The sequence below is a fragment of the Pseudoxanthomonas sp. Root65 genome (genome assembly GCF_001427635.1).
In the GTDB taxonomy this organism is placed as follows: domain Bacteria; phylum Pseudomonadota; class Gammaproteobacteria; order Xanthomonadales; family Xanthomonadaceae; genus Pseudoxanthomonas_A.
Window position 1 is genome coordinate 182,739 of the sequence record NZ_LMHA01000003.1, and the last position, 26,347, is coordinate 209,085.

A 26,347-nucleotide genomic window follows, 5' to 3' on the forward strand; every position below is an offset into this window, starting at 1 on the left:
TGCAGGCAAGGCGGTGATGCATCGAAGCGCAGCGTCCTTGTCCCTCTCCCCGCTTCGCAGGGAGAAGGAACATCGCCGCGCGCAGGAGGAAATGCCGTGCTACGGCACCACGCGATCGATCGTCAGCGTGTAGGTGTTGCCGGCCTTGACGTCGGCGGTGACGGCGGCGGCTTCCAGGTCGCCGGTCTGCGCGGCGGGGCCGTTGCCCTTGGCGATGCGGGCGACCAGTTGCACCTGCGGAAGCTGCGACAGCTTCATCGTAGGCATCGGACTGTCGCCGTCGCCTAGGGGCACGGTCACGGGGAACGCGGACACCGGCAGGCGCTTGGCGGCGACCGGCATCGGCGGGCCACCGATCTGGCGGGCGAACACGAACAGCGTGTCGCCCGGCGCGAGCTTGTCCTTCAATGCCGGTGCCAGGTCCACGGTGACCGTGAGCAGTGCGGGCGCGGTGTCGGCCGAGGCGGCCGATGCGGTGTCCGCGAGCGGCGGCAGGCCGGCGTCGGCGCGGGCTTCGTTGATCTGCGTGCGCAGGGTGGCGGCGGTGTTGGGATCGACCTTGGCCAGCAGCGGTTCCCAGGTCTTCGCCGCTTCGGCGTGCTTGCCTTCCTGCCGCTGTGCGAGGCCGACGAACCACAGCGCGCGCTGGTGGTCGGGATTGATCGCCACGGCCTTGTCCAGCAATGCGATGGCCTGCGTGTCGAGCTTGCGCTCGGGGTTGTTGAACAGGCGTGCCTGCGCGGCTTCGACCAGCAGGTCGGCATCGGTGGGCAGCAGCTGTACGGCGCGCTCGAAGGCCTTCTGCGCGTCGCCGAAGCGTTGCAGGGCGGCGTAGGACTTGCCCAGCAGGCGCCAGCCCTCGGGCTCGTTAGGCTGCTTCGCCAGTTCGGCTTCGAGTTGCGCGACGGCGTCGTCCAGCGTGGCCGGCATGGCGGCCGCGGCCTGCGGTTCCAGCGCGGCGGGCGTGCCGACCACGCGGTACAGCGCGAACGTGGCGATGCCCAGCGTCGCCACGCCGGCCAGTACCAGCCCGCGTGCATCGCGCCACAACGGCCACAGCACCGCCAGCAGCACGGCCAGCGACAGCACGATGGCGAGGATCACGAAGACGGTCATCACCACTCCTGCTCGGTGTCGTCGGTGGCGGGCGCCGGTTGCTTCGCGCGCTTGGCCACGATGCGGCCGACCCACACGCCACCGGCCAGCAGCAGCAACAGCGGACCGAACCACAGGATGTAGGTCGCGGGTGCGACGTCGGGCTTGTACAGCACGAACTCGCCGTAGCGCTCGACCAGGAACTGCTTCACCTGGGCGTCGTCCTTGCCCTGGCGCATCAGGTCCAGCACTTCGCGACGCAGGTCGTGCGCGATCTGCGCGTTGGAGTCGGCCAGCGACTGGTTCTGGCACATCACGCAGCGCAGTTCGGCGGTGAGCCGGTGGAAGCGCGCTTCCTCGGTCGCGTCGGTGAACTGCAGCGGGGTGGGGTCGCTGGCCTGCGCGAAGGCGGCGAAACTGCAAGCGGCCAGGCACAGCGCGAGCACCCACCGTAGAGCCGAGCCTGCTCGGCTGCGCGAGGTCGGAACGGAGAGCGGCCGAGCAGGCTCGGCTCTACGCTCGGAGGTGACAGACATCCTGCTCATCGGCCGGCTTCGATCTTTTCCAGCGCCGGTATCAGCTGGTGGTCGATGATGGCCTGGTCGATGGCGCCGACATGCTTCCAGCGGACGATGCCGTTGCCGTCGACGAGGAAGGTTTCCGGCGCGCCGTAGATGCCCCAGTCGATGGCCGCGCGGCCTTCGAGGTCGGCGATGACCATCATGTAGGGATTGCCGAACTGCTCCAGCCAGCGCAGCGCGTCCTCGCGTTCGTCCTTGAGGTTGTAGCCGATGAAGCGCACGCGCTTGGTCAGCGCGAACTGGGTCAGTACGGGATGCTCGACGCGACACTCCGGGCACCAGCTGCCCCACACGTTCATCACGTAAGGCTGGCCGGCGAGGTCGGCGTTGGTGACGCGCCTGGCCGGGTCGTGCAGCAGCGGCAGGTCGAACGCGGGTGCCGGCTTGCCGATCAGCGGCGAGGGCAATGCATCACGGCCGGCGCGGTCGGACTGGGACACGCCGTAGTACAGCAGACCCATCAGGCCGACGAAGAACAGGCCGATGATGACCAGCGCGAAGGTCAGCGCACCGCGCGAGCGCTGCGGCGAGGGCGGGAGTTCGGATGCGTTGTTCATGCGGGACGCGCCTCGGCGTTCTTGTGGTTCCGGAACCGGCGGTCGGCGGCGGTGACGAAGCCGCCCAGCGCCATCAGCGCGGCGCCGAGCCAGATCCAGCGGACGAAGGGTTTGATGTGCACGCGCAATGCCCAGGCGTCGTTGCCCAGCGGTTCGCCGATGGCGACGTAGACGTCGCCCAGCACGCCGGGCTTGATGCCGGCTTCGGTCATCACCTGGCCGCCGCTGGCGTAGGCGCGCTTTTCCGGATGCAGCAGCACCACGGGCTTGCCGTCGCGCAGCACCTGCACGTGGCCGCGGTCGGACAGATAGTTGGGCCCCTGGGTTTCATCGACGCCCTGGAAGTGGAAGCCCCAGCGCCCGACCTCGACCGTCTGGCCCGGCTTGACCGCCAGTTCGCGCTGCACGTTCAACCCTTCCACCAGCAGCGCGCCGACCAGGAACACGGCGACACCGGTATGCGCCAGCGTCATGCCGAGCATCTCGGGCGTGAAGCGGCCGTTGGCGCGCAGGCGTTGCCAGACGAAGCGCAGCGTGCCCAGCCCGACCCAGGCCGCGCCGAGGATGCCGGCGGCGACCTTCAGCTTGCCCTGCGGCGCCATGAAGTACGCGATGGCGGCCAGTATGAGCGCCAGCCCGGCCCACGGCAGCAGCATGGCGAACGGCTTGGCCAGGTTGTCGCGCTGCCATTTGGTGATCGGCCCGAACGGGACCAGCGCCACGAGCGGCGCCATCAGCACGATGAACAGCAGGCTGAAGTACGGCGGACCGACCGAGATCTTGCCGAGGTTCAGCGCATCGGCGATCAGCGGATACAGCGTGCCCAGCAGCACCATGGCGCAGGCGGCGGTCAGCAGCAGGTTGTTGGCCAGCAGCAGGGTCTCGCGCGAACTGGCGGCGAAGTACGATTTTTCCGATTCGCCGTCGGCCAGCTGCGGCGCGCGCAACGCGTACAGCAGCAGCGAGCTGCCGATCACGATGCCGAGGAAGATCAGGATGAACACGCCGCGGGTGGGATCGGCGGCGAACGCGTGCACGCTGGTGATCACGCCGGAGCGCACCAGGAACGTACCCAGCAGCGACAGCGAGAACGCGGCGATGGCCAACAGCAGGGTCCAGCCGCGGAACGCGCCGCGCTTCTCGGTGACCGCCTGCGAATGGATCAGCGCCGCGCCGACCAGCCACGGCATGAAACTGGCGTTCTCGACCGGATCCCAGAACCACCAGCCGCCCCAGCCCAGTTCGTAGTACGCCCACCAGCTGCCCAGTGCGATGCCCAGCGTCAGGAAGCCCCAGGCGATGTTGGTCCACGGCCGCGTCCAGCGCAGCCAGCGCGCATCCACGTGGCCGTCGAGCAGCGCGGCGATGGCGAACGCGAACGGCACCACGAAACCCACGTAGCCCACGTACAGCAGCGGCGGATGGATGATCATCCCCGGGTCCTGCAGCAGCGGGTTGAGGTCGCGCCCTTCGCCGGGCGAGGGCAGCAGCCGCACGAACGGATTGGAGGTGAAGATCAGGAAGGCGAGGAAACCGATCGCCACCACGCCCATCACGCCCAGCACGCGCGCCATCACCACGTCCGGCAGGCGGCGCGAGAACAGCGCCACCGCACCGGTCCACAGCGCCAGCACCAGCGCCCACAGCAGCAGCGAACCTTCGTGCGAGCCCCACACCGCGGTGTAGCGGTAGACCATCGGCAGCAGCGAGTTGGAGTTGTCGGCCACGTACTTGACCGAGAAGTCCTGCGTCACGAACGCCACGGTCAGCGCGATGAAGGCCAGCATCACCAGCCACAGCTGCGCGTAGGCGGCCGGGCGCGCGACCGCCATCCACGCGGCCTTGTTGCGTTGCGCGCCGGCCAGCGGCAGCACCGACTGCAGGATGGCCACCAGCAGCGCCAGGATCAGCGCGATTTGTCCGAGTTCAGGAAGCATGCGTATTCCATCCCCTCTCCCTGCATAGCGGGGAGAGGGTGCCGAAGGCGGGTGAGGGGCGAGCGGAGTCGCTGACGTTCAAACGAGGGTAGTGCGTCCGCGGGCGCTGGTCGGGATTCGTGCGCATGCGCTGGGAAGCGAAAGCGCCCCTCATCCGGCCTCCGGCCACCTTCTCCCCGCAGGCGGGGAGAAGGGAAAACCCCGAGCGTGACTGGCTCAATTCGCCGACCCCGCGGGTGTCGCGGGCACGTCGTGCTTCTGGTGCGCCTTGCCCATCTTGTCGGCGACTTCCTTCGGCATGTAAGCCTCGTCGTGCTTGGCCAGCACGTCTTCGGCGACGAACACGCCGTCCTGCATGGTGCCGGTGGCGACCACGGCCTGGCCCTCGCGGAACAGGTCCGGCAGGATCTTGCCGTAGCGCACGGTCAGCTGCGCATCGCCGTCGGTGACGCGGAAGTGCGAGGTCAGCGAGCCGGCCTCGCGGGCGAACGAACCCTTCTCCACCATGCCGCCGAGCCGGAAGCGTGCCTGCTTGGCGTCGCCGCGCAGGACTTCGGCGGGGGTGTAGAGGTAGGCCACGTTGCGTTCCAGCGCCATCGCGATGAGCGTGGTGGCGATGCCGGCCACCACGACGGCGAGCAGCACGAACAGCAGGCGACGGCGGCGTACGGGGTTCATCGGTCAGCGTTCCAGATCGGCGGGGGCGGCGTGGCGGCGGGCGTCGCGCGCCACGCGCAGGCGGGCGGCGCGCAGTTCGCGGCGCACCTGCAGGCGCGGTGCCAGGAAGTCCCAGCCCAGCACCACGGCGAACACGGCATAGGCGCCGATGACGTATTCCAGATAGGTCATGGCGCGGTCTCCCGGGTGGCGGCGAGTTTGGCCACCCAGTCCTTGCCGGCTTCGCGGCGCAGGTTGTCGGCGCGGGCGCGCGCCAGCAGCGAGCCGAGGAACCAGAACTTGGTGGCGATGACCATCAGCACCAGCGGCAGCAGCATGCTGTCGTCCATGCTGGATTCACCGAACACGCGGATGGTCTGGCCCTGGTGCAGCGAGTTCCACCACACCACCGAGTAGCGGATCACCGGCAGCAGCGCCACGCCGACGATGGCCAGCAGGCCGGCCGCGCGCGCGGCGCTGCGGCGGTCGTCGATGGCGCCGTACAGGCCCATCACGCCCAGGTAGAGGAACAGCAGGATCAGTTCGGTGGTCAGGCGCGGGTCCCAGTCCCACCAAGTGCCCCACATCGGCTTGCCCCAGATGCTGCCGGTGGCCAGGGTGATGACGGTGAACGCGGCGCCGGTGGGCGCGCAGGCCATCGCCAGGATCTCGCACAGCTTGATGCGCCAGATCAGTGCGATGGCGGCGTAGAACGCCATCAGGCCGAACACGAACATGCTCATCCACGCGCTGGGCACGTGGATATAGAGGATGCGGAAGCTGTCGCCCTGCTGGTAGTCGGCCGGCACCACGAACAGCGCCTGCCACAGGCCGACGCCGAGCAGCACGAGGGCGGCCAGGTAGCACCACGGCGTCCAGCGCGCCGCGAAGCGGTCGAAGTAGGGCGGTGAACCGAGTTGGTGGAACCAGCGGACGAGGGGATTCATGCGGCGGCGGTCTTCAGGTCAGGGCGATGCGGATCGCCGCGGCGGCCGCCAGCGGCGCCAGCAGCAGCGAGAGCAGCAGGCCGGCGCCCAGCCAGAGGAGGGCGCCGGAGGCATCCAGCCCTTGTGCGCTGGCGGCGACGGCACCGGCGCCGAACACCAGCACGGGCACGTACAGCGGCAGCGCCAGCAGGGCCACAAGGATACCAGAGCGCCTCATGCCCACCGTCAGCGCGGCGACCACCGCGCCCAGCAGGCTCAGCAGCGGCGTGCCCAGTGCGAGCGTGGCCAGCAGCATCGGCAGTTCGCTGCGCGGCAGGTGCAGCATCTCGCCGAGCAGTGGCGCCGCGATCACCAGCGGCAGCGCGGTGGTCGCCCAGTGGGTCAGCACCCGCACCAGCACCAGCCATGCCAGCGGCACCGGCGCCAGGATCCACTGTTCCAGCGAGCCGTCTTCGGCATCGCCACGGAACAGCGTGTCCAGCGACAGCAGGCCGGCCAGCAGCACGGCCACCCACAGCACCGCTGGCGCGACCTTCGACAGCGCTTGCGGCGACGTGCCCAGACCGAGCGCGAACAGCACCACCACCAGCAGCGCGAACAGCGCCGGCTGCAGCGCGTCGCCGCGACGGCGCCAGAGTAGCTGCACGTCGCGGGTGATCAGCGCGCGGGCGGTCTGGAGGAGGGAGGGTGCGGTGGTCATGCGTGGGGGGCCATGGAGCAGCCCCTTCCCCCGCGCGAGGGGGAAGGTTGGGATGGGGGCGGAGCGGAGTCGTTTGCAGTGATGGCTGCAAGGGAATTCCACAGGCGACGTCCCTGCATACGCGAGACTCGATGCAGCGCCGTACCGGCGAATCCATGAGCGCCGGTTTGCCCCCACCCCAGCCCTCCCCCGTGAACGGGGGCGGGTGCGGTGTGCGGCGAATCCGGGAACACAGGCGCCGCCTTCATGCCGCGTCTCCCCGTTCCAGCACCAGCATCCGCGTCTGTACCGGCGGCGCGGCGTAGGCGCCGTGGGTGGTCACCAGGGCGGCGCCGCCATCGCGCAGGTGCGCGGAGATCATGCGGTTCACCAGGTTGATGCCGTCCAGGTCGAGGTTGGCGTAGGGCTCGTCGAGCAGCCACAGCGGCGAGGGCGACAGCCACAGGCGGGCCAGCGACAGGCGCTTCTTCTGGCCGGCGGAGAGCTGGCGGGCCAGGGCGTCCTCGTAACCGGCCAGGCCCACCATCGCCAGCGCATTGCCGGGCATCTGGCGCGCGCGGCGACCGTGCAGGCCGCAGAGGAAGTTGAGGTTTTCCAGCGTGTTGAGGTCGGCCTTCAGCGCGGGCAAGTGGCCGAGGTAGGCCATCGCATGCGCCCGGCGCGACGGGCCGGCGGGTTGTCCGTCGATGTCGATCTGGCCGGCATCGGCACGCAGCAGGCCGGCCAGCACCCGCAGCAGGGTGGTCTTGCCGACCCCGTTGCCGCCCTGCACCAACAGTGCCTCGCCCGCGTCCACGTGGAAATCCAGCGGCCCGAACACCGGCTCGTCATTGCGCGAGAACGCCAGGGCGCGGGCAGCCAGCAACGGCGGGTGGCGGGGAGCGGCATCGGTCATCGGATCGGGCGTTCCCGGGCGGGAGGCGGGGGTGTCCTGGAGGCTCAGCCGCCCATTCTAAACGGACGCGCCGGTCCGGCCGCCTGCGACAGACGGTCGCGGTGTCAGCCCACCCAGTCGGTGTACGGATCGCCATCGGCCTGCGGTGGGCGCGGCCACATCATCCGCAGCCGCACCGGCGCGTCGGCGTGCCAGAACAGGGTGCCGCCCTGGCCGAACTCGCGCGCCAGGGCGTCGGCCTGTTCCCGCGTGGCGTCCAGCACCAGGCAGCCGTGTTCGACCATGCCGCCCTGGTTGTTGCAGCCGAGCGCGGGGTGGAAGGCCAGGCCCAGCGTGTGCAGACGGGCATGCAGGCGCTCCTGCGCCGCGTCGTTGACGTGCCGTGGGGCATCGCCGGGCGGGGGATTCCACGCGGTGATGAACAGATAGCGGGAGGCCATGACCTGCCGCTCGACGTCCGGGGCGGTCATGCCGGTACGGAACAGCCATTCCTGCCGGCCGACGGTGACGAAGTAGTGCGCGGCGGCCCAAGCGGTTGCCAGCCGCGCGCGTTCCGCCTCGGGAACCTCTCCGAGGCCGGTGCCGTCGGCGGGAGCGCGGTGGTCGGCCATGGCCGCATCATCGCGCGTAACGCCCGGCGCGTACACTCTGCGCTCCCCACGACGAGTCCCCGAACCAGGATGTCCCAGCCGCAGACCAAGCTGCCCAAGGTGGGCACCACCATCTTCACCGTGATGTCGCAGCTCGCCGCCGAGCACGGCGCGGTCAACCTGGGACAGGGTTTCCCGGACTTCGCCGTGCCGCAGCGGCTGGTGGACGAACTGGACCGCGCGATGCGCGACGGCCACAACCAGTACGCGCCGATGACCGGCGTGGCCCCGCTGCGCCAAGCCATCGCCGAGAAGGTGTTGCGCTGCTATGGGCGCGAGGTGAACCCGGACACCGAGATCACCGTCACCAGCGGCGCCACCGAGGCGCTGTTCAATGCGATCCACGCGGTGGTGCGGTCGGGCGAAGAGGTCATCGTGCTGGACCCGGCCTACGACAGCTACGAGCCGGCGATCGACCTGGCCGGCGCGCGCGCCGTGCACGTGCCGCTGGACCCGCAGACCTTCGCCGTGGACTGGGATCGCGTGCGCGCGGCCGTCACGCCTAAGACCCGGCTCCTGATCATCAACAGCCCGCACAATCCGTCCGGCGCGATGTTCGACGAAGCCGACATCCGCGCGCTGTCGGCGTTGCTGGAAGGCACCGGCATCTACCTGATCTCGGACGAGGTGTACGAGCACATCGTGTTCGATGGCCGTCGCCACGAGTCGATCCTGCGCTATCCGGAACTGGCGGCACGTGCGTTCGTCGTGTCCAGCTTCGGCAAGACCTACCACTGCACCGGCTGGAAGATCGGCTACGCCATCGCACCGCCGGCGCTGAGTGCCGAGTTCCGCAAGGTGCACCAGTACAACGTGTTCTGCACCTTCGCGCCGGCGCAGCACGCCTTCGCCGCGATGATCCGCGACGAGCCCGAGCACTACGAGCAGTTGGGCGCGTTCTATCAGGACAAGCGCGACCGCTTCCGCGAGCAGTTGCTGGGTACCAAGTTCAAGCCGCTGCCGGTGCCGGGCGGCTACTTCCAGCTGGTCGATTATTCGGCGGTCAGCGACCTGTCGGATGCGGAATTCGTGAAGTGGCTGACCATCGAGCACGGTGTCACCGCGATCCCGCTGTCGCCGTTCTACGAAACGCCGCCGGCCGGCCAGCGGTTGGCGCGTCTGTGCTTCGCCAAGAACGAAGCGACGCTGGATGCGGCGATCGCGCGGTTGAAAGCGCTGTAATGATTCGTCATTCCGGCGAACGCCGGAATCCATCTGGCTTTTGCTCCAGGTTCCGAGAAACGGCAAAGCCAATGGATCCCAGCGTTCGCTGGGATGACGTGGGAACCATTGCGATCGTCGTCATTCCGATGGCGATCTGGAGACAGAACCCATGCAAGACCTCCGCATTTCCCTCGTGCAAGGCGAAACACGCTGGCACGACCCGGCAGGCAACCGCGACTATTACGGTGGCTTGATCGCGCCGCTGGCGGGGCAGACCGATCTGGTGATCCTGCCGGAGACGTTCACCAGTGGTTTCAGCAACGACGCCATCGACCAGGCCGAGGGCATGGACGGACCCACGATCACCTGGATCCGAGAACAGGCGGCGACGCTCGATGCCGCGGTGACGGGCAGCGTGCAGTTGCGGACCGAGGCTGGCGTGTTCAACCGTTTGTTGTTCGCCACGCCCGACGGCGGCCTGCAGCACTACGACAAGCGTCATCTGTTCCGCTACGCGAACGAGCACAAGCGCTACGCGGCCGGGCGCGACCGGCTGACGGTGGAGTGGAAAGGCTGGCGGATCAATCCGCTGGTCTGCTACGACCTGCGCTTCCCCGTGTTCGCACGCAACCGCCATGACGTCGAACGTCCGGGGCAGCTGGATTTCGATCTGCAACTGTTCGTGGCCAACTGGCCGGCGGCGCGCGCGTATCCGTGGAAGACGCTGCTGCGGGCGCGGGCGATCGAAAACCTGTGCTACGTGGCAGCGGTGAATCGTGCGGGGACGGATGGCAACGGTCTCGAGTACGCGGGCGACAGTGCGGTCATCGACATGCTGGGGCAGCCGGTGGTGGAGTTGCCGGCAGGCGAGGGTGTGGTGACGACGACGATCTCGGCGCAGGCGCTGGCGGCGCATCGGGAGCGGTTCCCGGCGATGCTGGATGCGGATCGGTTCGAGTTGCGCTGAGTATTTGAGCCCCTTTTCCTGCGGGAGGCGTGGGTGAGTCGTCCGCTTCATGCCCCTCTCCCTGCGGCGACCGAAGGAAGTCCCCGTGGGAGAGAGGGGTTGGGGTGAGGGCCAACGAAGTCAGCGCGTTCAGGCTTCCCGTGTTGCGACCACATCCACGATGGCTTTTGGTTTTGATGGCCTTGCGGCAGGGGTTTTCTTCTCGGGCACATGGCGCCGCTCGCCGCGGGGGCAGACGCTCAAAGCCCCTCTCCCTGCGGGAGAGGGGTTGGGGTGAGGGCTAACGAAGTTAGCGCGCTCAGGCTTCCGTGCTGCGACCACATCCACGATGGCTTTTGGTTTTGATGGCCTTGCAGCAGGGGTTCTCTTCTCGGACACATGGCGCCGCTCGCCGCGGGGGCATTCCTTTCTTTGCTTGTGCAAAGAAAGGAATCAAAGAAACACGCCCCAGGCGGCACGCCCTGCGCGCTGCGCGCTCCGGGTCCGCGAGCGGGCCGGGAATTTTCGTAAGGCACATCCGTGTGCCATACGAAAACGCCGTCATCCATGACGGCGCCCTTCGGGTTTTACCCGACCCACTCGCCGTGCCTCATGGGGGCCCCGAAAAGCAGGAGCGACGGCACAGCAGGTCGTGTGCGCGGATGCGTCGGCTTTGGCTCTCGGGCCCCCTGAGGTCCCGCCGTGACAGCGCACCCGCTGCGCAGCAGCGGGCGGACCGCCGGGGTGTGCTTTCTTTGCCTACTTTCTTTGCACAAGCAAAGAAAGGAATGCCCCCGCGGCGAGCGGCGCCATGTGTCGGCGACAGAATGCCTCGCCCGCAAGGCCATCAAAGGCAAAAGCCCACGGCGGATGTGGCAACCGCCAGAGCGGGCAGAACACATGGGCTCCGTCGGCCCTCACCCCAACCCCTCTCCCGCAGGGAGAGGGGCTCAACGGAGTCGTCTGCGTTCTGAGCAGAGGGCCATCGCGGATACGGTGGCCGCACAGTAAGCCTGAGGTAAGGGCTTCGTTGGCCCTCACCCCAACCCCTCTCTCCCACGGGGACTTCCTTCGGTCGCCGCAGGGAGAGGGGCTCAACGGCGTCAGCCTGCCTTCTGCGGCAGGATCTGGCACACCGCTTGGCACATCACCAGCACGCGGCCTGCGTCGTCACGCACCTCGCCGGCGAGGAACAGCTGCGTGCGCGTGCGCTCCACCAACCGTGCGTGGCACACGATGTGCGGCATCTCCTGCGTCACCGGGCGCAGGTATTGCGTATTGAGCGACGTCGTCACGCTGGGGGGCGCGATCAGGTACGAGAAAGGGCCCAGCGTATTGTCCAGTGCCGCCACGATGAAACCGCCCTGCATGTGCCCGATCGGGTTCTGGTAGCGCGGCAGCACCGGGAAGCGCATCGCCAGCGACTGGCCTTCCACGTAGTCGACCGGTTCGCCCTGCATGTCGAGCAGGCAGGGCGGCGGGATCTGCAGCGGGGCGCCGGCCGGCAGGCGGGCGCGCAGCAGGGCGTTGATGTCGTTGGTGGTGTCACTCATGGCGTGAAGCTCAGCTCGAACGAGGTGAAGAAGGGCGCGCGCGGTGGGGCGGACAGCGTGCTGCCGCGGATCTGCTTCTGCACGCAGATCGCCAGGGGCGTGCCGCCTTCCCGCCAGGTGCGGACCACCTGGCCGCTCGCATCCAGTTCGGCCACCACCACGAACGGTGAGGTGTCGGCAGTCGGCGTGGCGCAGCCGGCGATCGCGGCATCCAGCGCGAGCCGCTGCGCGTCGCGCAGTGCGCCGGCCTCGCTGGCGGGCAGCGAGGCTTCGTCGCGGTCCGCCTGCTGTTTGGCCGCGGCGTAGTCGGTGGGTGACTGCGCCTGCGCCGCCGAGGCAACGCACAGGGCGCAGGCGAGCAGGAGCGTGCGCATCACCGGGCCGTCCTCACGGGGCCTTCGGCGGCTCGATGCGCCAGACCTTGCCGTCGTCCTCGTCGGTCACGACGTAGACGCTGCCGTCCGCCGCCACGCGCACGTCGCGCACGCGTTCGCCGATCTCGTTGAGCAGGCGCTCCTCGCCGACGATCTTGTCGCCGTCCAGGGTGAGGCGGATCAGGTTGCGCTCCGCCAGCGCGCCCACGAACACGCTGTCGTTCCACGGGCTGTCGGGCTTGCCGGTAAGGAAGGCCATGCCGGAGACGCCGGGCGACTTCTCCCACAGGTGGAACGGTTGCTCCATGCCGTCCTTCGCCTTGCCTTCGGCTTCCGGAATGGGTTGGCCGGAATAGTTGATGCCGTAGGTGATGACCGGCCAGCCGTAGTTCTTGCCGGCCTCCGGCAGGTTGATCTCGTCGCCGCCGCGCGGGCCGTGCTCGTTCTGCCAGAGCTTGCCGGTGCGCGGATCGCGGGCCATGCCCTGCATGTTGCGGTGGCCGTAGCTGTAGATCTCCGGGCGTACGTCGGCGCGACCGACGAAGGGGTTGTCCTGCGGCACGCTGCCGTCCAGGTTCAGGCGCACCAGCTTGCCCTGCAGCTTGTCCAGTTCCTGCGCGGTGGGGCGGTTGTTGCGGTCGCCCTGGCTGATGAAGAGGTGGCCGGCGTCGTCGAACACGATGCGCGAGCCGAAATGGTTGGGGCCTTCCAGCTTCGGCTCCTGGCGGTAGATGACCTTGACGTCCGCCAGCGTGTCGCCGGACAGCGTCCCGTACGCGACCGCGGTACCGGCGGTGCCGTTTTCACCCGCTTCGGCGTAACTCAGGTAGATGCGCTGGCTGCTGGCGAAGTCCGGCGCAGGCACCACGTCGAGCAGGCCGCCCTGGCCGGTGGCCCACACCTTGGGCACGCCGGCGATCGGCGCGGATACCGCACCGTCCGCACCGACGCGGCGCAGCTGGCCGCTGCGTTCGGTCACCAGCATGGCGCCATCGGGCAGGAAGGCCAGGCTCCACGGATGATCCAGTCCGCTGGCCACGCGGGTCACGCGGATCTGGCCACGTGCACTGGCCAGTGTCTGCGCGGGCTGTTCCGCCGGTGCCGCCTGGGCGGTCGCGGGCGTGGCGTCCTTGGCGGCATCGCCATTGGCGGAGGAGTTGCACGCGGCCAGCGGCAGCGCGAGGAGGAGGGCGGTGGCGAGTCGATGAGGGGCGTTGCGCAACGTCGTGTCTCCTGTGGGGAAAGTCAGCGGTAACCGGCGGCCTGCAGCTCGAACAATTCGGCGTAACGGCCGCCGGCGGCCATGAGGTGTTCGTGCGTGCCGCTCGCTTCCAGGCGTCCCTGGTCGAGGACCAGGATGCGGTCGGCCATGCGGACGCTGGAGAAGCGGTGCGAGATCAGCACCGCGGTACGATTGTCCGACAATTCCTTGAAGCGTTGGAAGACTTCGAACTCCGAGCGCGCATCCAGCGCGGCAGTCGGTTCATCGAGGATCATCACCTGGGCGTCACGCATGTAGGCGCGGGCGATGGCGATCTTCTGCCATTGTCCGCCGGACAGGTCCACGCTGTTCTTGAAGCGGCGTCCCACCAGCTGGTCGTAGCCGCGCGGCAGGCCCGCGATCACCTCGTCGGCCATCGCGCGTGCGGCGGCGGCGCGGATGCGCGCCTGGTCGTCCATCGCTTCGATCCGGCCCACGCCGATGTTCTCGCCCGCGGTCAGGTGGTAGCGCACGAAGTCCTGGAAGATCACGCCGGTGTTGGCGCGCAGGTCGTCGATGTCGTACTCGCGCAGGTCGCGCCCGTCCAGCAGGATGCGGCCTTCATCCGGGTCGTACAGCCGCGCGAGCAGCTTGACCAGCGTGGTCTTGCCGGCGCCGTTCTCGCCGACCAGCGCCAGCACTTCACCGGCCTGCAGCTCGAAATCCAGATGCCGTACCGCCCAGCGTTCGGCATCGGGATAGCGGAAGCCGACGTTCTCGAACACGAAGCCGCGGGTGATCGGACGCGGGATCGGCACCGCGTCGGCGGGCGAGGTGATCTCCGGTTCGATCTCGAAGAACGAGAACAGGTCGTCCAGGTACAGCGCCTGGCCGGCGACCTGCGAGAAACCGATCAGCAGGCCTTCCAGCAACTGGCGCAGGCGCAGGAAGCTGCCGGCCAGAAAGGTCAGGTCGCCGATGCTGAAGTCGCCGCGCACCGTGCGCCAGGCGATGTAGCCGTAGGCGACGTAGTAGCCCAGCGTGCCCAGTGCCGCGAGCACCGTGCCCCAGACCGCGCGCCGTCGCGCCAGTGCGCGGTTGGCCAGGAAGAACTTCTCGGCCAGTCCGCGGTAGCGCTCGATCAGGAAGCGGTGGAGGTTGAAGATCTTCACCTCCTTCGCGGTTTCCACGCTGGCGCCCATCTGGCGCAGATACTCCAGCTGGCGACGCTCCGGCGTCCACTGGAAGTTGAGCGAATAGCCCAGTGCGTTGAAGTGCGCCTCGCCGACGAAGGCCGGGATCAGCGCCAGTGCCAGCAGCGCGATCAGCCATGGCGCGTACACCAGCAGGCCGGCGGCGAAGGCGACCACAGTGATCGCATCCTGCACCTGGCCGAACAGCTGGCTCATCAGGTTCATGCGGCCCATCGTCTGGCGGCGCGCACGGTCCAGCTTGTCCTGCAGGTCGGGGTCTTCGAAGTCCTCCAGGTCGAGCGTGGCGGCGTGTTCCATCAGCCGCACGCTGGTCGCATTGGTGAACAGCTCCGACAGCAGCGCGTCGGCGTAGCTGACCAGCCGGCCCAGCAGGTCGGAGCCGATGGCCAGCGCGAACTCCAGCGCCAGCAGCGAGGCCAGTGTGTCGAGCTGCCCGCTGCGCCAGGCATCGCCCAGCGAGCCGAAATCCAGGCCCAGGCCGACCAGGCGGATCGCCTCGTCGATGATCAGCTTGGCGATGTACAGCGTGACCACCGGCATGAAGGCCCGCACCAGCCGCAGACCCAGGCTGGCCAGCGTCAGCACGCGGCTGGTCTGCCAGATCTGGCGCAGGAACGGGCCGAGATTGCGCATCGCGTCGAAGCGCTCGCGCAGGTTGGGGGTGGGGCTGCGTGCGGGCGCGCTGTGCGGGGAGGACGACGGCATGCCCGGATTGTGCCCGTTCGTGGCGTCGCCGTCAGTGAAGGGGCGGCGCGCGGCCCGCGGCCATCGTGGCTGTGGCGTCAGTGCATCGCCACCGCCGGGCCGGACGGCCCCATCTCGAGCGGCTGGATGTCGAGTCGCTGGCCGGGCTCGACGCGTTCGCCGCCGCGGATCACCAGGCGGTCGCCGACGCGGACGCTGCCGGTCACTTCGACCATGCCGTCCATGTCGGCGCCGGTCTTCACCGGCACGCGCTCGGCCTTGCCGGACGCATCCACGCGCACGACGAAATCGCCTTCCCGGCGCAGCATCACCGCGTCGCGCGGCACCGCCACCACCGTGCGCGTCGCGGCGCTCGGCAGGCCCACGTCCACGGCGGTGCCGACGGGAATGTCCAGGCCCTGCACCGCGATGCGCAGTTCCAGCTGCCGCGAGGTTTCGTCGCCGACCGGCACCAGGGCGCTGACCCGGTAGGTGCCTTCTTCGCCCGCGCTGCGCACGCGCACCTCGGTGCCGGCTGCCAGGTGACGGGCCAGGTCCACCGGGGCACGCACGCGCACTTCCTGCGCGCCGGTGTCCACCACCCGTGCCACCGAACCGCCGGTGACCAGGTATTCGCCGAGTTGCGTATGCCGCTCGGCGACGATGCCGTCGAACGGCGCGCGCACCACCATCTGCGTGCGCTGATGGCGCGTCTGCGCCAGTTGCGCCAGCACGCCGGCGCGCTCCTGCGCCAGCACGTCGCGGTCAGCACGCAATTGATCGTACTGCGCGCGGGCGATGTTCTGCTGCGCGGCGAGCTGCGCGTAGCGCTGCTCCTGCCGGTTGGCCAGCGCCAGTTGCGCCTGGATGCGCGCGAGGTCGGCCTGGCCTTCCTGTTCGCGCAGGCGCAGCGCGGTGTCGTCGAGTACCGCCAGTGCCTGGCCTTTACGCACGCGCTGGCCTACCTCGACCACCTCGACCACGCGCCCCTCCTGCTCGCTTGCCACGCGGGCATCGCGGCGGCTGATGATGCTGCCCGGCGACCAGTGGCGCGGGGAGAACGGCGCGTTGATCGCGGGCGCCACACTGACGATGGCAGCGGGCGCGTCGGCGGTGTCGGCAGGTGCGCTGGCGTCGGCGTCCCGTTTCAGCAGGGGGAGGGCGAGGACGCCGGCCAGCGCGAGGGCGATCAGCAGCTTGTGCAGGGAACGCATGGGGATTCTCCGGAGCGGGGGTCAGGAAGCAGGGTGGGAAAGCGATGCGTCGAGCGCGTCGCGTGCCGGCTGCGGCGTGCGTTCGCCCGCCAGCCGCAACAGCGCGGGCACCAGCACCACGGTGAACAGCAGGCTCAGGGCGACACCGCCGACCGACACGGCGGCCAGTCCGCGGTAGATCACCGCGCCGGGGCCGGGGTTGATCGCCATCGGCAGCGCGCCGAGTACACCGGTGAGCGCGGCGATCAGGATCGGCCGCAGGCGCTGGTCCAGTGCCTGCTTCAGCGCGTCGTCCAGCGAGGCACCGGCGGCCTGCGCGTCGCGTGCCTGCGCCACCAGCAGGATGGCGTTGTTGATCACCATGCCCAGCAGCATGATGAAGCCGATCATCGACAGCAGGTCCAGTGTCTGTCCGGCGGCGAGATCCAGCACGCGCAGTCCGGCCACGCCACCCAGCACGGCCATCGGCAGCGTCGCCATGACGAAGGCGCTGTCGCGCAGCGACTTGAACATCGCCGCCATCAGCATGAACAGCACCACCAGCGCCAGGGCGAAGTTGGCGCCCATGCTGCGCACCACTTCGCCCAGCCGGTCGGCGCTGCCGGAGATGCGGATGGCCGCGTCCGGCGGCAGGGCGGCGCGCAGCGACGGCACGATCTCGCCGTTGACGATGTCCAGCGCTTCTTCCAGCGACATCGCCGCGGGCGGATCCACGGTCAGCGTCACCGTGCGGCGACGGTCGATCCGGCGCAGCTGGTTGGGCGCCAGCACCGTATCCACCTGCGCCAGGTCGGCCAGGCTCAGCACGCCGCCCTGCGGCGTGGCGAGCGGCGCGGCACCGAGGCGCTCGACATCGTCGTCGCGATTGCTGCGCAGGATGATCGCCAGGCGGCGGTCGCCGTCGAAGTACTCGCCCAGCCACTGGCCATCGCCCAGTGCACGCACCACCGTGCCCAGCTCCGGACGGCGCCAGCCGACTTCGGCCAGCCGGCGGTCGTCGGGGTTGATGCGCAGTTCCGGCGTGCCGGCATCCGCATTCGGCCAGGCCTGCACGTTGGCCCCGGCGAAGCGGTCCGACAGCAGCTTGCGGCCCGCTTCGGCCGCCCGCGCCAGGGCATCGCCGTCGCCATGCTGCAGATGGATGGCGATGGCGCGCGCCGAGCCGCCGAAGCTGCCGAACAGCTCGCCCTCGCTGGCGAAGGCGCGGGTGTCGGGGAAGCCGACGACGATCTCGTCGCGGACGATACGCTCCAGTTCGCCGATGTCGTCCGGATCCACCACGCGCGCACCCAGCGAGCCGCCGCCGGGCCACAGGTTGAGGTACCAGTTGCTCAGCTGCGGGCCCTTCTCGCCCTCCATGTACGGGCGCATCCGCTCAAGCACGAGGGGCGCGATCTCGCGGTTGACGCGCTCCGGACTCATGCCCGGCGGGAAGTTGAAGAAGGCATCCACGGCCGCGCGCTTGACCGGCGGCAGGTAGTCGATCTGCGGCATCAGCAGCGCCGCCAGCAGTGCAGGGGCGAGCACCAGCGCACCGACCCAGGTCCACTGGCGCCTGCGACCCCGGGTGACGCGCAGCGCCCAGTCGCTGATGTGCGACCAGGCACGGTGCCGCGCGCCATCGCCCGGCCGCGTGCGCAACCAGGTGCCGGCCGCCGCGGGCAGCACGGTGACCGCCACCAGCAGCGAGATGCCCACGGCGATGGAGATGGTCAGTGCGAGGTCGGCGAACAGCTGGCCTTCCACGTCGTCCATGAAGATCACCGGCAGGAACACCGCCACCGTGGTCAGCGTGGACGCGACCAGCGCGCCGCCCACCTGGCGCGTGCCTTCCAGGGCGGCGCGGCCGGCCGGCAGGCCCTGCTCGCGCAGGCGCACGATGTTCTCGGCCACCACGACGGCCGCATCCATCACCATGCCCACCGCGAATGCGAGGCCCGCCAGCGAGATGACGTTGAGGCTGCGGCCGGTCAGCTGCAACACGATGAAGGTCGCCAGCAGCGAAATGGGAATCGCGCAGGCGATCAGCGCGGTGGCGCGCACGTCGCGCAGGAACCACCACAGGCAGCCGATGGCCAGCAGCACGCCGGCGGTGAGGCTGCCGGACAGCAGGCCGAGCGCACGGTTGATGAAGACCGAGGCGTCGAAACTCTGCGCAATGTCCAGGCCGAGCGGCTTCAGTTCCTGTTCGCGCACGTCGGCGACGACGCGCTTCACCTCGTCCAGCGTGTCCAGTACATTGGCGCCGCTCTCGCGCAGGATGCGCAGCCCGATCGCCGGATTGCCGTTCTGGTAGGCGAAGAATCGCTGCTCGGGCCGCTTCACTTCCACCGCGGCGACATCGCGCAGCCGCACGGGCCGGCCGTCGCGCCAGGCGAGGATCAGGTCGCCCATCGTCTCGGGCGAATAGCGGCCGGCGAAGCGCAGCACGTATTCGCGGCGACCGGCTTCGACCACGCCACCGGAGACGTCGGTCGCACGGGCGGCAACGGCGGCGACATCGGGAATCTGGATGCCGAGCGCCGCGGCGCGTTCCAGGTCGAGCGTGATGGTCAGCTCGTCCTCGGCGCCGCCATTGATCTCCACGCCCGCTACGCCGTCCACCGACGTCAGCCGCGGCACGATGCGGTCCTCGATCATCTGCCGGTAATCGAGGATGTCGCCGCTCGTGCCCGGCAGCTTCTGCACGAAGAAATAGGTCAGCGAATTATTGGCGTTGTCGGCGCCGGCCTGCACGACCGGTGGTGTGGCATCGCGCGGCAGCGGCTGCAGGCGGTTCATCCGCGACAGCACTTCCACCAGCATCGCATCCATGTCGCTGCCGACGGCGAAGGTCAGGTTGATGAAGCTGTTGCCGGCATTGACGTTGGAGGCAATCTCCTCCAGCCCCGGCAGGCCCTGCATCACCGCCTCGATGGGCTCGACGATCTCCGACTCCATCTCCTGCGGCGAGGCCGCGCGCCACGCGGTCTGGATCGACATCTGCGGCCGTTCGATGTCGGGGAACAACTGCAGCGGCAGCTTCAACAGGCTCATCAGGCCCAAGGCGCAGACCATCGCCACCACTACCGCGACGGCGGCGGGATTGCGCAGGGAAGCGTCGGTGAGTTTCATCGTGCAGGTCCGCGTGGTGGTCGGCGGAGCGCACGATGCGCGTGTCCTGCGGTGGGGTTATGGCCCGGAAGTCATGCGATGCGCGGCGTTGCGGCGAGCGGTGGAGCGCGTGCGATGAACCGAGCGTTGGAAATCCACGTTACGCCGGCTTGGCGTAGCCGATGTGGGAGCGACGTAAGTCGCGATGGCCGCATCAAGGTCCGTCATCGCGACTTACGTCGCTCCCACAGCAAGCAGGCAACGCTCAGAGCAACACCGACAGCTTGTCGCGATGGCTGCGCGACAGCTTGAGTTCCTGTCCGCAATCCAGTCGCAGGAAGCTCTCGCCGTTGGTGTGGGGGCGCATTTCCACCACGCGGCGCGCATTGACGATGGTGGAACGGTGGATGCGCGGGAAGCGCTGCGGGTCCAGCTGCTTTTCCAGGTCGCGCATGGTGGCGCGCAGGATCAGGGTGTTGCCGTTCGGGCCGTCGCCGTCGGTGTGGATGCACATGTAGTCGCCGGCCGCATCGATCCAGCGGATGCTGTGTAGGTCCACGCGCACGGTGCGGCCGCCGTCGCGCACGGCGAGCTTTTCCTCGCGGCGCAGCAGGTCCAGCGCATCCGGCTTGAGCGCATCGTCCAGGTCCAGCGGCGGACGGCCGCTGAGTTCGCCCAGCAGACCGAGCAGGTGCGCGCAATGGCCGCTGGCCTCGCGCTGCGCGCGGGCCTGGCGCACGCGCGACAGGGCCTGCGCCAGGCGCGATTCCTCCACCGGCTTGAGCAGGTAGTCGGTGGCCGATGCCTCGAAGGCGCGGATGGCGTAGTGGTCGTAGGCGGTCACGAACACCACCAGCGGCATCTCGCTGGCGGGAATCGCACGCAGCGCCTGGAACCCATCCATGCCCGGCATCTGCACGTCGAGGAACATCAGGTCTGGGCGATGCTCGCGCAGGCCGGCGATGGCCGACGCGCCGTCGCCGTAGTGGCCGACGATCTCCACGTCCGGGTGCGCGGCGAGACGGATCTCCAAGCCGCGGCGGGCGAGCGGTTCGTCGTCCACGATGAGCGCGCGCAGCGGGGTGGAAGCGGCGGTGTCCATGCCTCAGTCTCCGCGCGTCTGCGAGGTTTCGAAGGGCAACCGCAGCGTCACCTCGATGCCGCGCTCGCGGTTGTGCACGGCAAAGCCGCTGGCTTCGCCATACAGCACCTGCAGCCGTTCGCGCGTGTTGCGCAGGCCCACGCCCTTGCCGGGCGGCAGCTGGTCGCCTTCGAGCGCGCTGCAGCCGGGGCCGTCATCGATCACCCGCAGCACCAGCCGGTCGCCATCGCGCTCGGCCTCGATCCGCAACAGGCCGCCGGCGACCTGCTTGGCCACCGCGTACTTGATGGCGTTCTCCACCAGCGGCTGCAGCAACAGGCTGGGCAGCAGCGCGCGCCAGCAGTCCTCGTCGATGGCGGTCTCGATGCGCAGGCGGTCGGCGAAGCGGATCTTCTCGATGTCCAGGTACAGGGTCAGCGCGTCCAGCTCCTGCCGCAGCGTGACGCGCTGCATCGGATCGTTGTCCAGCGAGTGGCGCAGGAACGACGACAGGCTCTGCACCATGCGGTTGGCGGTGGCGTTGTCGCGGTCCAGGATCAGGGTGGAGATGGCGTTGAGCGTGTTGAACAGGAAGTGCGGGTTCAACTGGTAGCGCAGCATCTTCAGCTGCGCCTGGTGGGCCATGCTGCGAGCGGCCAGCGTGCGCTGGGTCTGGTCCTGCAGTTGCCGGTAGTACTTCAGGCCGAGATACAGGCCCACCCAGGCCAGCACCACGTAGATGTAGCTGAGCGAATGCGCCACGAACTCCAGCCGGTTGGCCGGGGCGCATTCTTCGCAGAACCGCAGCATCACCGCGCGACTGGTCAGGTTCATCACGGTCGACGCCGCCAGCATCGGCAACACCATGATCGCCGTCAGCACGGGCGGCGGCAGCGACCAGCAGGCACGCAGCAGCTGGCGCAGTCCCAGGGTCGCGACGAAGCCGGTGCAGGCGGCGGTAAACGGCACGATCCAGTAGCCGGACGGCTTGCCGTAGGCGAGCGCCTGCAGCGAGCCGAGCGTGAAGTAGGCGATCCAGCCGCCCACCTGCAGCATCCAGAACGGTTGCTTGCGGGTCAGGTCGAGCGGATGCGAGGACGCGATGGCCATGAGGGAGGAAGTGGACGCAGGTGCCGCCATGCTAACGCCGTCGGTCCGCGCGGGCGGCTCGGCTCGACGGGCGGCAGGCACGCTTTGGCGCAGCCGCGGCCTGTCCGACCGAGCAGCGCTGCCCGGTCACTGCAATGGCCCGGGCGGCTCGCCTTCGCCGCCGGACTGCAGGGCGACCGGCAGGTGCCAGCCGTAGGTCACCGCCATCATCCGCAGGCCGAAGCACAGCCCGGCGCCGACCAGAGCGCAGGGCAGCGCTGGCAACGACAGCCAGTGGCCCAGCGCCACCACCAGCGCACCGGCCAGCGCCGCGACCGCATACAGTTCGGCCCGCAGCACCAGCGGCACCTGCGCCAGCAGCAGATCGCGGGCGATCCCGCCGCCGATGCCGGTCAGCATGCCCATGCCGGCGGCCATCGGCGGCCAGATGCCGTATTCCAGTGCCTTCTGCGTGCCGGCCACGGCGAACAGCGCCAGCCCCATCGCATCGAACATGCGCACGGGGTGGTGCAGCTTCTCGATCAACGGGGCACGGAAGAACGTCACGATGCCGGCGGCCAGCGAGGTCACCGGATAGCGCCAGTCGCTGAGAGCGGCCGGCGGCGTCGCCCCGATCAGCAGGTCGCGGGTGATGCCGCCGGCGGTCGCGGCGATGAACGACAGCACCAGCACGCCGAAGATGTCCAGGCGGCGGCGCACGCCCAGCGTGGCGCCGCTGAGGGCGAACACGAAGGTGCCCACCAGGTCGAGGATGAGGACGAGGGTATCCATGCCGGCATTGTGCCGCCGGCATGGCGGGCCTGCGAGGGCTGGGCGATCAGGGCAGGATGGGCTGCATGCCCACGCCCAGGCGGTTCCAGGCATTGATCGTGGCCACGGCCATGGTCAGTTCGGCAATGCCGGCCTCGTCGAAGTGGTCTTTCAGTGCCTCGTAGGTGGCATCGGCCGGTGCGCCCGCCGGCAAGGTGGTCAGCTGTTCGGCCCAGGCCAGCGCAACGCCTTCGCGGGCATCGAAAAATCGGCTGTCGCGCCAGCCGGCCAGCGTATCCAGCTTGCGCGGCTCCACCCCGGCCTTGCGCAACGCGCCGCCGTGCATGTCCATGCAGTAGGCGCAGCCGTTGATCTGCGAGACGCGCAGGAAGATCAGCTCGAGGAACTCCTTGCCCAGTGCACCGTTGTGTAGGGCGGTGCTGGTGGCATACAGGCCGCGGAAGGCTTCAGGGACGTGCTTCGGATAGTCGACGCGATGGAACTTCATGCTCATGGCAGTGCCTCAATGGCGACCACGATGGCCACCTTCACTACCAGGACGCACCACCGTCCTTCGCCGTGACAGCCGTACCCAACTTGTCGGGGTTGGCGACGGTGAACAGCTCGCTGATGCGCTCGCCATCGCTCACCGCCACCATCACCGCCACCAGCACGCCGTCGCGGTAACGCAGGATCGCCGGCTCGCCATTGACCGCGCCCATGCGCCACGCAATGGCGGGGTCATGCCGGCGGTAGGCGGCCCAGAACAGGCGGGCGATGCGCACCGCACCCAGCAGCGGTCGCGTCACCGCCAGCGCCTTGCCGCCGCCATCGGACACCAGTCGCGCGTCTTCGCTCAGCAGGGCCGTGATCGCCGGCTGGTCGCCGCGCTGCGCCGCACGCATGAAGCGCTCGAGCAGCTGGCGATGGTGTTCCGGCGCCACCTCGAAGCGCGGGCGGCCCGCCTGCACGCGTTCGCGGGCGCGATGCACCATCTGCCGGCAGTTCGCTTCGCTCTGTCCCAGCAGCGGGGCGATCTGTGCGTAGTCGTAGTCGAAGGCTTCCTTCAGCAGGAAGGCCGCGCGCTCTTCCGGGCCCAGTCGCTCCAGCACGGCAAGGAAAGCCAGCGACACCTGCTCGGCGACTTCTGCGGACCGTTCCGGCGTGGGGGATTCGTCGATCTCCGACGGCGCCGGCAGCCATGGGCCGGTGTAGTGCTCGCGCTGCACGCGGGCGGCACGCAGGCGGTCGATGCCCAGGCGCGTGACGGCGGTGACCAGCCAGGCTTCCGGGTCGCGGATGCCGGTCGTGTCGGCCTGCTGCCAGCGCAGCCAGGTGTCCTGCACCACGTCTTCGGCGTCGCTGCGGCTGCCGAGCAGCCGGTAGGACAGTCCGAACAGGCGGCCACGATGGGTCTCGAAGGTGGTTTCGGCGTTCATGCGACCAAAGACGGGGCAGGGTGACGTGGCGTGACAGCCGGGCGAGGGGCCACTTTGGCCTAAAATGGCGGCTTCCGCCCGCGACCCCACCGGCAGCCCCGGCTTTTCGTCCCATGACCTCGATCAAGCAGGAAGACCTCATCCAGTCCATCGCCGATGGCCTGCAGTACATCAGCTACTACCATCCCGTCGATTACATCAAGAGCCTCGCCGCCGCCTACGAGCGCGAGGAGTCCCCGGCGGCGAAGGACGCCATCGCCCAGATCCTGATCAATTCGCGCATGTGCGCCGAGGGCCATCGCCCGATCTGCCAGGACACCGGCATCGTCACCGTTTTCCTCGAGATCGGCATGGACGTGCGCTGGGATGACGCCACGATGGGCGTGGAGGACATGGTCCACGAAGGCGTGCGCCGTGCCTACAACCACCCGGACAACAAGCTGCGCGCCAGCGTGCTGGCCGATCCTGCCGGCAAGCGCACCAACACGAAGGACAACACGCCGGGCGTGGTCAACGTCAAGGTCGTCCCGGGCAACACGGTCGAGGTGATCGTCGCCGCGAAGGGCGGCGGCTCCGAGGCGAAGTCGAAGTTCGCCATGCTCAACCCCTCCGATTCCATCGTCGACTGGGTGCTGAAGACCGTGCCGACCATGGGCGCCGGCTGGTGCCCGCCGGGCATGCTCGGCATCGGCATCGGCGGCACCGCCGAGAAGGCGATGCTGCTGGCCAAGGAATCGCTGATGGAGCCGATCGACATCACCGAGCTGCAGGCCCGCGGCGCCAGCAACCGTGCCGAAGAACTGCGGCTGGAACTGTACGAGAAGGTCAACGCGCTCGGCATCGGCGCGCAGGGGCTGGGCGGCCTGACCACCGTGCTCGACATCAAGGTCAGGGATTACCCGACCCACGCGGCCAACCTGCCCGTGGCGATGATCCCGAACTGCGCCGCCACCCGCCATGCGCACTTCACCCTCGACGGCAGCGGCCCGGTGATGCTGGATCCGCCGTCGCTGGAAGACTGGCCGGAACTGACCTACGACGCCTCCAAGGGCCGTCGCGTCGATCTCGACACGCTGACCCGCGAGGACGTGGCCAGCTGGAAGCCCGGCGAAGTACTGCTGCTCAACGGCAAGCTGCTGACCGGCCGCGATGCCGCGCACAAGCGCATGGTCGACATGCTCAACAAGGGCGAGCCGCTGCCAGTCGATCTGAAAGGCCGCTTCATCTACTACGTCGGCCCGGTCGATCCGGTGCGCGACGAAGTCGTCGGCCCCGCCGGCCCGACCACCGCCACGCGCATGGACAAGTTCACCGAGCAGGTGCTGGCGCAGACCGGCCTGCTGGGCATGGTCGGCAAGGCTGAGCGCGGCCCGGCCGCCATCGAGGCGATCCGCAAGCACCAGTCGGCCTACCTGATGGCGGTCGGTGGCGCGGCGTACCTGGTGTCGAAGGCGATCAAGGCGGCGAAGGTCGTCGGTTTCGCCGACCTGGGCATGGAAGCCATCTACGAGTTCACCGTGCAGGACATGCCGGTGACAGTAGCCGTCGATTCGCAGGGCACCTCGGTGCACAACACCGGTCCGAAGGAGTGGCAGGCGCGGATCGGGAAGATCCCGGTGGTGGTGGCGTAACGCTGTTCCCTTCTCCCTGCGGGAGAAGGTGCCCGTAGGGCGGATGAGGGTGTGCCACGCCGGCGTTCCCGAGCCGGGGTTAAGAACGAGCCACAGCGAGCAGATTGAGTTGAACAGCCGATAGTTCGCCGTCACGACGCGCTGCGGCTCGTTCCTGGAGGTCGGGTTCGATACGCTACGGTGGCGCCCCCAACCCCTCTCCCGCAGGGAGAGGGGCTTTGACTCCAGGAGCCACTGCATGTCGACAACGCTCTACTACTCCCGCAGCACCGCCAGCCTGGTCGTCCACTGGCTGCTCATCGAGCTGGGCATCCCCCATGAGCTGCACGAGCTGGACTTCGACAAGCGCGACCAGAAATCCGACGACTACCTGAAACTCAATCCCGCCGGCGTGGTGCCCACGCTGATGATGGACGGGCAGGTGATCACCGAAACCGCCGCGATCCTGATGCATCTGGCCGATACGCATCCGCGCGCGGAACTGGCACCGGCCGTGGCCACCACCCAGCGCGCCCAGTACTACCGCTGGATGCTGTTCTGCGCCAACACGCTGATGCCGGCGTACCGCGCCTGGTTCTATTCGGACGAGATCGCCGGCGAGCCCAACGTTCAAGCCACACGGGAGCATGCCCGGGCGAAGCTGGAGAAGGCGTGGGGCCAGGTCGCCGACCATCTGGAGGCGCACGGCCCCTACCTGCTGGGCGCGCAGCGCAGTGCCGCGGACTTCCTGCTGACCATGCTGATGCGCTGGTCGCGCAACATGCCGAAGCCGACCGATACCTGGCCGGCGCTGCACGCCCATGCCCAGCGCATGAAGGCGCTGCCGAGCTTCAGGGAAGTCTATGCCCGCGAGGGGCTGACGGACTGGACTTGA

At 68.9% G+C, this 26,347-nt stretch carries 25 protein-coding genes; 4 read left to right on the forward strand and 21 right to left on the reverse strand.

Features of this window, described 5'->3' with window-relative positions:
* Positions 1-99: 99 nt before the first annotated feature.
* The 10 genes from ASD77_RS15560 to ASD77_RS15605 form a co-directional block, all read right to left on the reverse strand.
* Positions 100-1,116, reverse strand: a complete 1,017-nt coding sequence (locus tag ASD77_RS15560; protein ID WP_156383688.1) for a tetratricopeptide repeat protein — start codon at positions 1,114-1,116, stop codon at positions 100-102.
* On the reverse strand, positions 1,116-1,541 hold the full coding sequence (locus ASD77_RS15565) for a cytochrome c-type biogenesis protein (RefSeq protein WP_055944037.1): 426 nt from the start codon (positions 1,539-1,541) through the stop codon (positions 1,116-1,118). Before ASD77_RS15565 ends, ASD77_RS15560 begins: the two co-directional genes overlap by 1 nt.
* A 95-nt stretch (positions 1,542-1,636) precedes the next feature.
* A complete protein-coding gene (locus ASD77_RS15570; protein ID WP_055944040.1) occupies positions 1,637-2,233 on the reverse strand; it encodes a DsbE family thiol:disulfide interchange protein in 597 nt (198 codons plus the stop codon).
* A complete protein-coding gene (locus ASD77_RS15575; RefSeq protein WP_055944043.1) occupies positions 2,230-4,170 on the reverse strand; it encodes a heme lyase CcmF/NrfE family subunit in 1,941 nt (646 codons plus the stop codon). Before ASD77_RS15575 ends, ASD77_RS15570 begins: the two co-directional genes overlap by 4 nt.
* A gap of 216 nt (positions 4,171-4,386) precedes the next feature.
* The gene (ccmE, locus tag ASD77_RS15580; RefSeq protein ID WP_055944046.1) at positions 4,387-4,848 is read right to left on the reverse strand and encodes a cytochrome c maturation protein CcmE; all 462 of its coding nucleotides are present in this window, start codon (positions 4,846-4,848) and stop codon (positions 4,387-4,389) included.
* Positions 4,849-4,851: 3 nt separating this feature from the next.
* Positions 4,852-5,019, reverse strand: coding sequence for a heme exporter protein CcmD (gene ccmD, locus ASD77_RS15585; protein WP_055944050.1), 168 nt, complete (start codon positions 5,017-5,019; stop codon positions 4,852-4,854).
* Positions 5,016-5,774: a heme ABC transporter permease gene (locus tag ASD77_RS15590; protein ID WP_055944053.1), complete on the reverse strand. Its 759-nt coding sequence runs from the start codon at positions 5,772-5,774 to the stop codon at positions 5,016-5,018. Before ASD77_RS15590 ends, ccmD begins: the two co-directional genes overlap by 4 nt.
* Positions 5,775-5,787: 13 nt before the next feature.
* On the reverse strand, positions 5,788-6,474 hold the full coding sequence (gene ccmB / locus ASD77_RS15595) for a heme exporter protein CcmB (protein ID WP_055944056.1): 687 nt from the start codon (positions 6,472-6,474) through the stop codon (positions 5,788-5,790).
* Between the two features lie 244 nt (positions 6,475-6,718).
* On the reverse strand, positions 6,719-7,369 hold the full coding sequence (gene ccmA / locus ASD77_RS15600) for a heme ABC exporter ATP-binding protein CcmA (RefSeq protein ID WP_055944059.1): 651 nt from the start codon (positions 7,367-7,369) through the stop codon (positions 6,719-6,721).
* A 104-nt stretch (positions 7,370-7,473) separates the two neighbouring features.
* Complete coding sequence (locus ASD77_RS15605; RefSeq protein WP_156383689.1) at positions 7,474-7,980, reverse strand: DUF3293 domain-containing protein; 507 nt, start codon at positions 7,978-7,980, stop codon at positions 7,474-7,476.
* Positions 7,981-8,049: 69 nt separating this feature from the next.
* Here ASD77_RS15605 and ASD77_RS15610 point away from each other — a divergent pair, with 69 nt between their 5' ends.
* Both ASD77_RS15610 and ASD77_RS15615 read left to right on the forward strand, forming a co-directional pair.
* The gene (locus tag ASD77_RS15610) at positions 8,050-9,201 is read left to right on the forward strand and encodes a pyridoxal phosphate-dependent aminotransferase (protein ID WP_055944065.1); all 1,152 of its coding nucleotides are present in this window, start codon (positions 8,050-8,052) and stop codon (positions 9,199-9,201) included.
* Between the two features lie 151 nt (positions 9,202-9,352).
* Positions 9,353-10,150 carry an amidohydrolase gene (locus ASD77_RS15615; protein ID WP_055944068.1) on the forward strand — a complete coding sequence of 266 codons (798 nt, stop codon included), beginning with the start codon at positions 9,353-9,355 and terminating at the stop codon, positions 10,148-10,150.
* Positions 10,151-11,232: 1,082 nt separating this feature from the next.
* On the opposite strand, the gene ASD77_RS15620 is transcribed toward ASD77_RS15615, so the two are convergent.
* The 11 genes from ASD77_RS15620 to ASD77_RS15670 all read right to left on the reverse strand — a co-directional run bounded on the left by ASD77_RS15620 (position 11,233) and on the right by ASD77_RS15670 (position 23,842).
* Complete coding sequence (locus tag ASD77_RS15620; RefSeq protein ID WP_055944070.1) at positions 11,233-11,682, reverse strand: PaaI family thioesterase; 450 nt, start codon at positions 11,680-11,682, stop codon at positions 11,233-11,235.
* On the reverse strand, positions 11,679-12,056 hold the full coding sequence (locus ASD77_RS15625; protein ID WP_235578563.1) for a hypothetical protein: 378 nt from the start codon (positions 12,054-12,056) through the stop codon (positions 11,679-11,681). Before ASD77_RS15625 ends, ASD77_RS15620 begins: the two co-directional genes overlap by 4 nt.
* Positions 12,057-12,069: 13 nt before the next feature.
* The gene (locus tag ASD77_RS15630) at positions 12,070-13,278 is read right to left on the reverse strand and encodes a PQQ-dependent sugar dehydrogenase (RefSeq protein ID WP_200947415.1); all 1,209 of its coding nucleotides are present in this window, start codon (positions 13,276-13,278) and stop codon (positions 12,070-12,072) included.
* A 23-nt stretch (positions 13,279-13,301) separates the two neighbouring features.
* On the reverse strand, positions 13,302-15,176 hold the full coding sequence (locus ASD77_RS15635) for an ABC transporter ATP-binding protein (RefSeq protein WP_055944076.1): 1,875 nt from the start codon (positions 15,174-15,176) through the stop codon (positions 13,302-13,304).
* Between the two features lie 77 nt (positions 15,177-15,253).
* Positions 15,254-16,369, reverse strand: a complete 1,116-nt coding sequence (locus tag ASD77_RS15640) for an efflux RND transporter periplasmic adaptor subunit (RefSeq protein WP_055944079.1) — start codon at positions 16,367-16,369, stop codon at positions 15,254-15,256.
* A gap of 21 nt (positions 16,370-16,390) precedes the next feature.
* Entirely contained in the window at positions 16,391-19,483 is a 3,093-nt protein-coding gene (locus tag ASD77_RS15645; RefSeq protein ID WP_055944081.1) for an efflux RND transporter permease subunit, read from the reverse strand.
* A gap of 244 nt (positions 19,484-19,727) precedes the next feature.
* Positions 19,728-20,564, reverse strand: a complete 837-nt coding sequence (locus tag ASD77_RS15650) for a LytTR family DNA-binding domain-containing protein (protein WP_055944084.1) — start codon at positions 20,562-20,564, stop codon at positions 19,728-19,730.
* Positions 20,565-20,567: 3 nt separating this feature from the next.
* Complete coding sequence (locus tag ASD77_RS15655; protein WP_055944087.1) at positions 20,568-21,653, reverse strand: histidine kinase; 1,086 nt, start codon at positions 21,651-21,653, stop codon at positions 20,568-20,570.
* A 126-nt stretch (positions 21,654-21,779) separates the two neighbouring features.
* Entirely contained in the window at positions 21,780-22,424 is a 645-nt protein-coding gene (locus ASD77_RS15660) for a trimeric intracellular cation channel family protein (RefSeq protein ID WP_055944090.1), read from the reverse strand.
* 46 nt (positions 22,425-22,470) lie between these two features.
* Complete coding sequence (locus ASD77_RS15665; RefSeq protein ID WP_055945019.1) at positions 22,471-22,911, reverse strand: carboxymuconolactone decarboxylase family protein; 441 nt, start codon at positions 22,909-22,911, stop codon at positions 22,471-22,473.
* A 43-nt stretch (positions 22,912-22,954) separates the two neighbouring features.
* Positions 22,955-23,842 carry an RNA polymerase sigma-70 factor gene (locus ASD77_RS15670; protein WP_055944093.1) on the reverse strand — a complete coding sequence of 296 codons (888 nt, stop codon included), beginning with the start codon at positions 23,840-23,842 and terminating at the stop codon, positions 22,955-22,957.
* A gap of 113 nt (positions 23,843-23,955) precedes the next feature.
* Here ASD77_RS15670 and ASD77_RS15675 point away from each other — a divergent pair, with 113 nt between their 5' ends.
* Both ASD77_RS15675 and ASD77_RS15680 read left to right on the forward strand, forming a co-directional pair.
* Positions 23,956-25,473, forward strand: coding sequence for a fumarate hydratase (locus ASD77_RS15675; protein WP_055944096.1), 1,518 nt, complete (start codon positions 23,956-23,958; stop codon positions 25,471-25,473).
* A 238-nt stretch (positions 25,474-25,711) separates the two neighbouring features.
* Positions 25,712-26,347 carry a glutathione S-transferase family protein gene (locus tag ASD77_RS15680; RefSeq protein WP_055944099.1) on the forward strand — a complete coding sequence of 212 codons (636 nt, stop codon included), beginning with the start codon at positions 25,712-25,714 and terminating at the stop codon, positions 26,345-26,347.

Excerpts from the sequence above, each read along its gene's own strand:
- ASD77_RS15640 (WP_055944079.1), bottom strand. The coding sequence starts at position 16,369 with ATGCGTTCCCTGCACAAGCTGCTGATCGCCCTCGCGCTGGCCGGCGTC.
- ASD77_RS15635 (WP_055944076.1), bottom strand. The coding sequence starts at position 15,176 with ATGCCGTCGTCCTCCCCGCACAGCGCGCCCGCACGCAGCCCCACCCCC.
- ASD77_RS15625 (WP_235578563.1), bottom strand. The coding sequence starts at position 12,056 with ATGCGCACGCTCCTGCTCGCCTGCGCCCTGTGCGTTGCCTCGGCGGCG.
- ASD77_RS15620 (WP_055944070.1), bottom strand. The coding sequence starts at position 11,682 with ATGAGTGACACCACCAACGACATCAACGCCCTGCTGCGCGCCCGCCTG.
- ASD77_RS15560 (WP_156383688.1), bottom strand. The coding sequence starts at position 1,116 with ATGACCGTCTTCGTGATCCTCGCCATCGTGCTGTCGCTGGCCGTGCTG.
- ccmD (WP_055944050.1), bottom strand. The coding sequence starts at position 5,019 with ATGACCTATCTGGAATACGTCATCGGCGCCTATGCCGTGTTCGCCGTG.
- ASD77_RS15645 (WP_055944081.1), bottom strand. The coding sequence starts at position 19,483 with ATGAAACTCACCGACGCTTCCCTGCGCAATCCCGCCGCCGTCGCGGTA.
- ccmA (WP_055944059.1), bottom strand. The coding sequence starts at position 7,369 with ATGACCGATGCCGCTCCCCGCCACCCGCCGTTGCTGGCTGCCCGCGCC.
- ASD77_RS15680 (WP_055944099.1), top strand. The coding sequence starts at position 25,712 with ATGTCGACAACGCTCTACTACTCCCGCAGCACCGCCAGCCTGGTCGTC.
- ccmE (WP_055944046.1), bottom strand. The coding sequence starts at position 4,848 with ATGAACCCCGTACGCCGCCGTCGCCTGCTGTTCGTGCTGCTCGCCGTC.
- ASD77_RS15655 (WP_055944087.1), bottom strand. The coding sequence starts at position 21,653 with ATGGCCATCGCGTCCTCGCATCCGCTCGACCTGACCCGCAAGCAACCG.
- ASD77_RS15660 (WP_055944090.1), bottom strand. The coding sequence starts at position 22,424 with ATGGATACCCTCGTCCTCATCCTCGACCTGGTGGGCACCTTCGTGTTC.
- ccmB (WP_055944056.1), bottom strand. The coding sequence starts at position 6,474 with ATGACCACCGCACCCTCCCTCCTCCAGACCGCCCGCGCGCTGATCACC.
- ASD77_RS15590 (WP_055944053.1), bottom strand. The coding sequence starts at position 5,774 with ATGAATCCCCTCGTCCGCTGGTTCCACCAACTCGGTTCACCGCCCTAC.
- ASD77_RS15675 (WP_055944096.1), top strand. The coding sequence starts at position 23,956 with ATGACCTCGATCAAGCAGGAAGACCTCATCCAGTCCATCGCCGATGGC.
- ASD77_RS15665 (WP_055945019.1), bottom strand. The coding sequence starts at position 22,911 with ATGAAGTTCCATCGCGTCGACTATCCGAAGCACGTCCCTGAAGCCTTC.
- ASD77_RS15605 (WP_156383689.1), bottom strand. The coding sequence starts at position 7,980 with ATGGCCGACCACCGCGCTCCCGCCGACGGCACCGGCCTCGGAGAGGTT.
- ASD77_RS15570 (WP_055944040.1), bottom strand. The coding sequence starts at position 2,233 with ATGAACAACGCATCCGAACTCCCGCCCTCGCCGCAGCGCTCGCGCGGT.
- ASD77_RS15575 (WP_055944043.1), bottom strand. The coding sequence starts at position 4,170 with ATGCTTCCTGAACTCGGACAAATCGCGCTGATCCTGGCGCTGCTGGTG.
- ASD77_RS15650 (WP_055944084.1), bottom strand. The coding sequence starts at position 20,564 with ATGGACACCGCCGCTTCCACCCCGCTGCGCGCGCTCATCGTGGACGAC.
- ASD77_RS15670 (WP_055944093.1), bottom strand. The coding sequence starts at position 23,842 with ATGAACGCCGAAACCACCTTCGAGACCCATCGTGGCCGCCTGTTCGGA.
- ASD77_RS15610 (WP_055944065.1), top strand. The coding sequence starts at position 8,050 with ATGTCCCAGCCGCAGACCAAGCTGCCCAAGGTGGGCACCACCATCTTC.
- ASD77_RS15615 (WP_055944068.1), top strand. The coding sequence starts at position 9,353 with ATGCAAGACCTCCGCATTTCCCTCGTGCAAGGCGAAACACGCTGGCAC.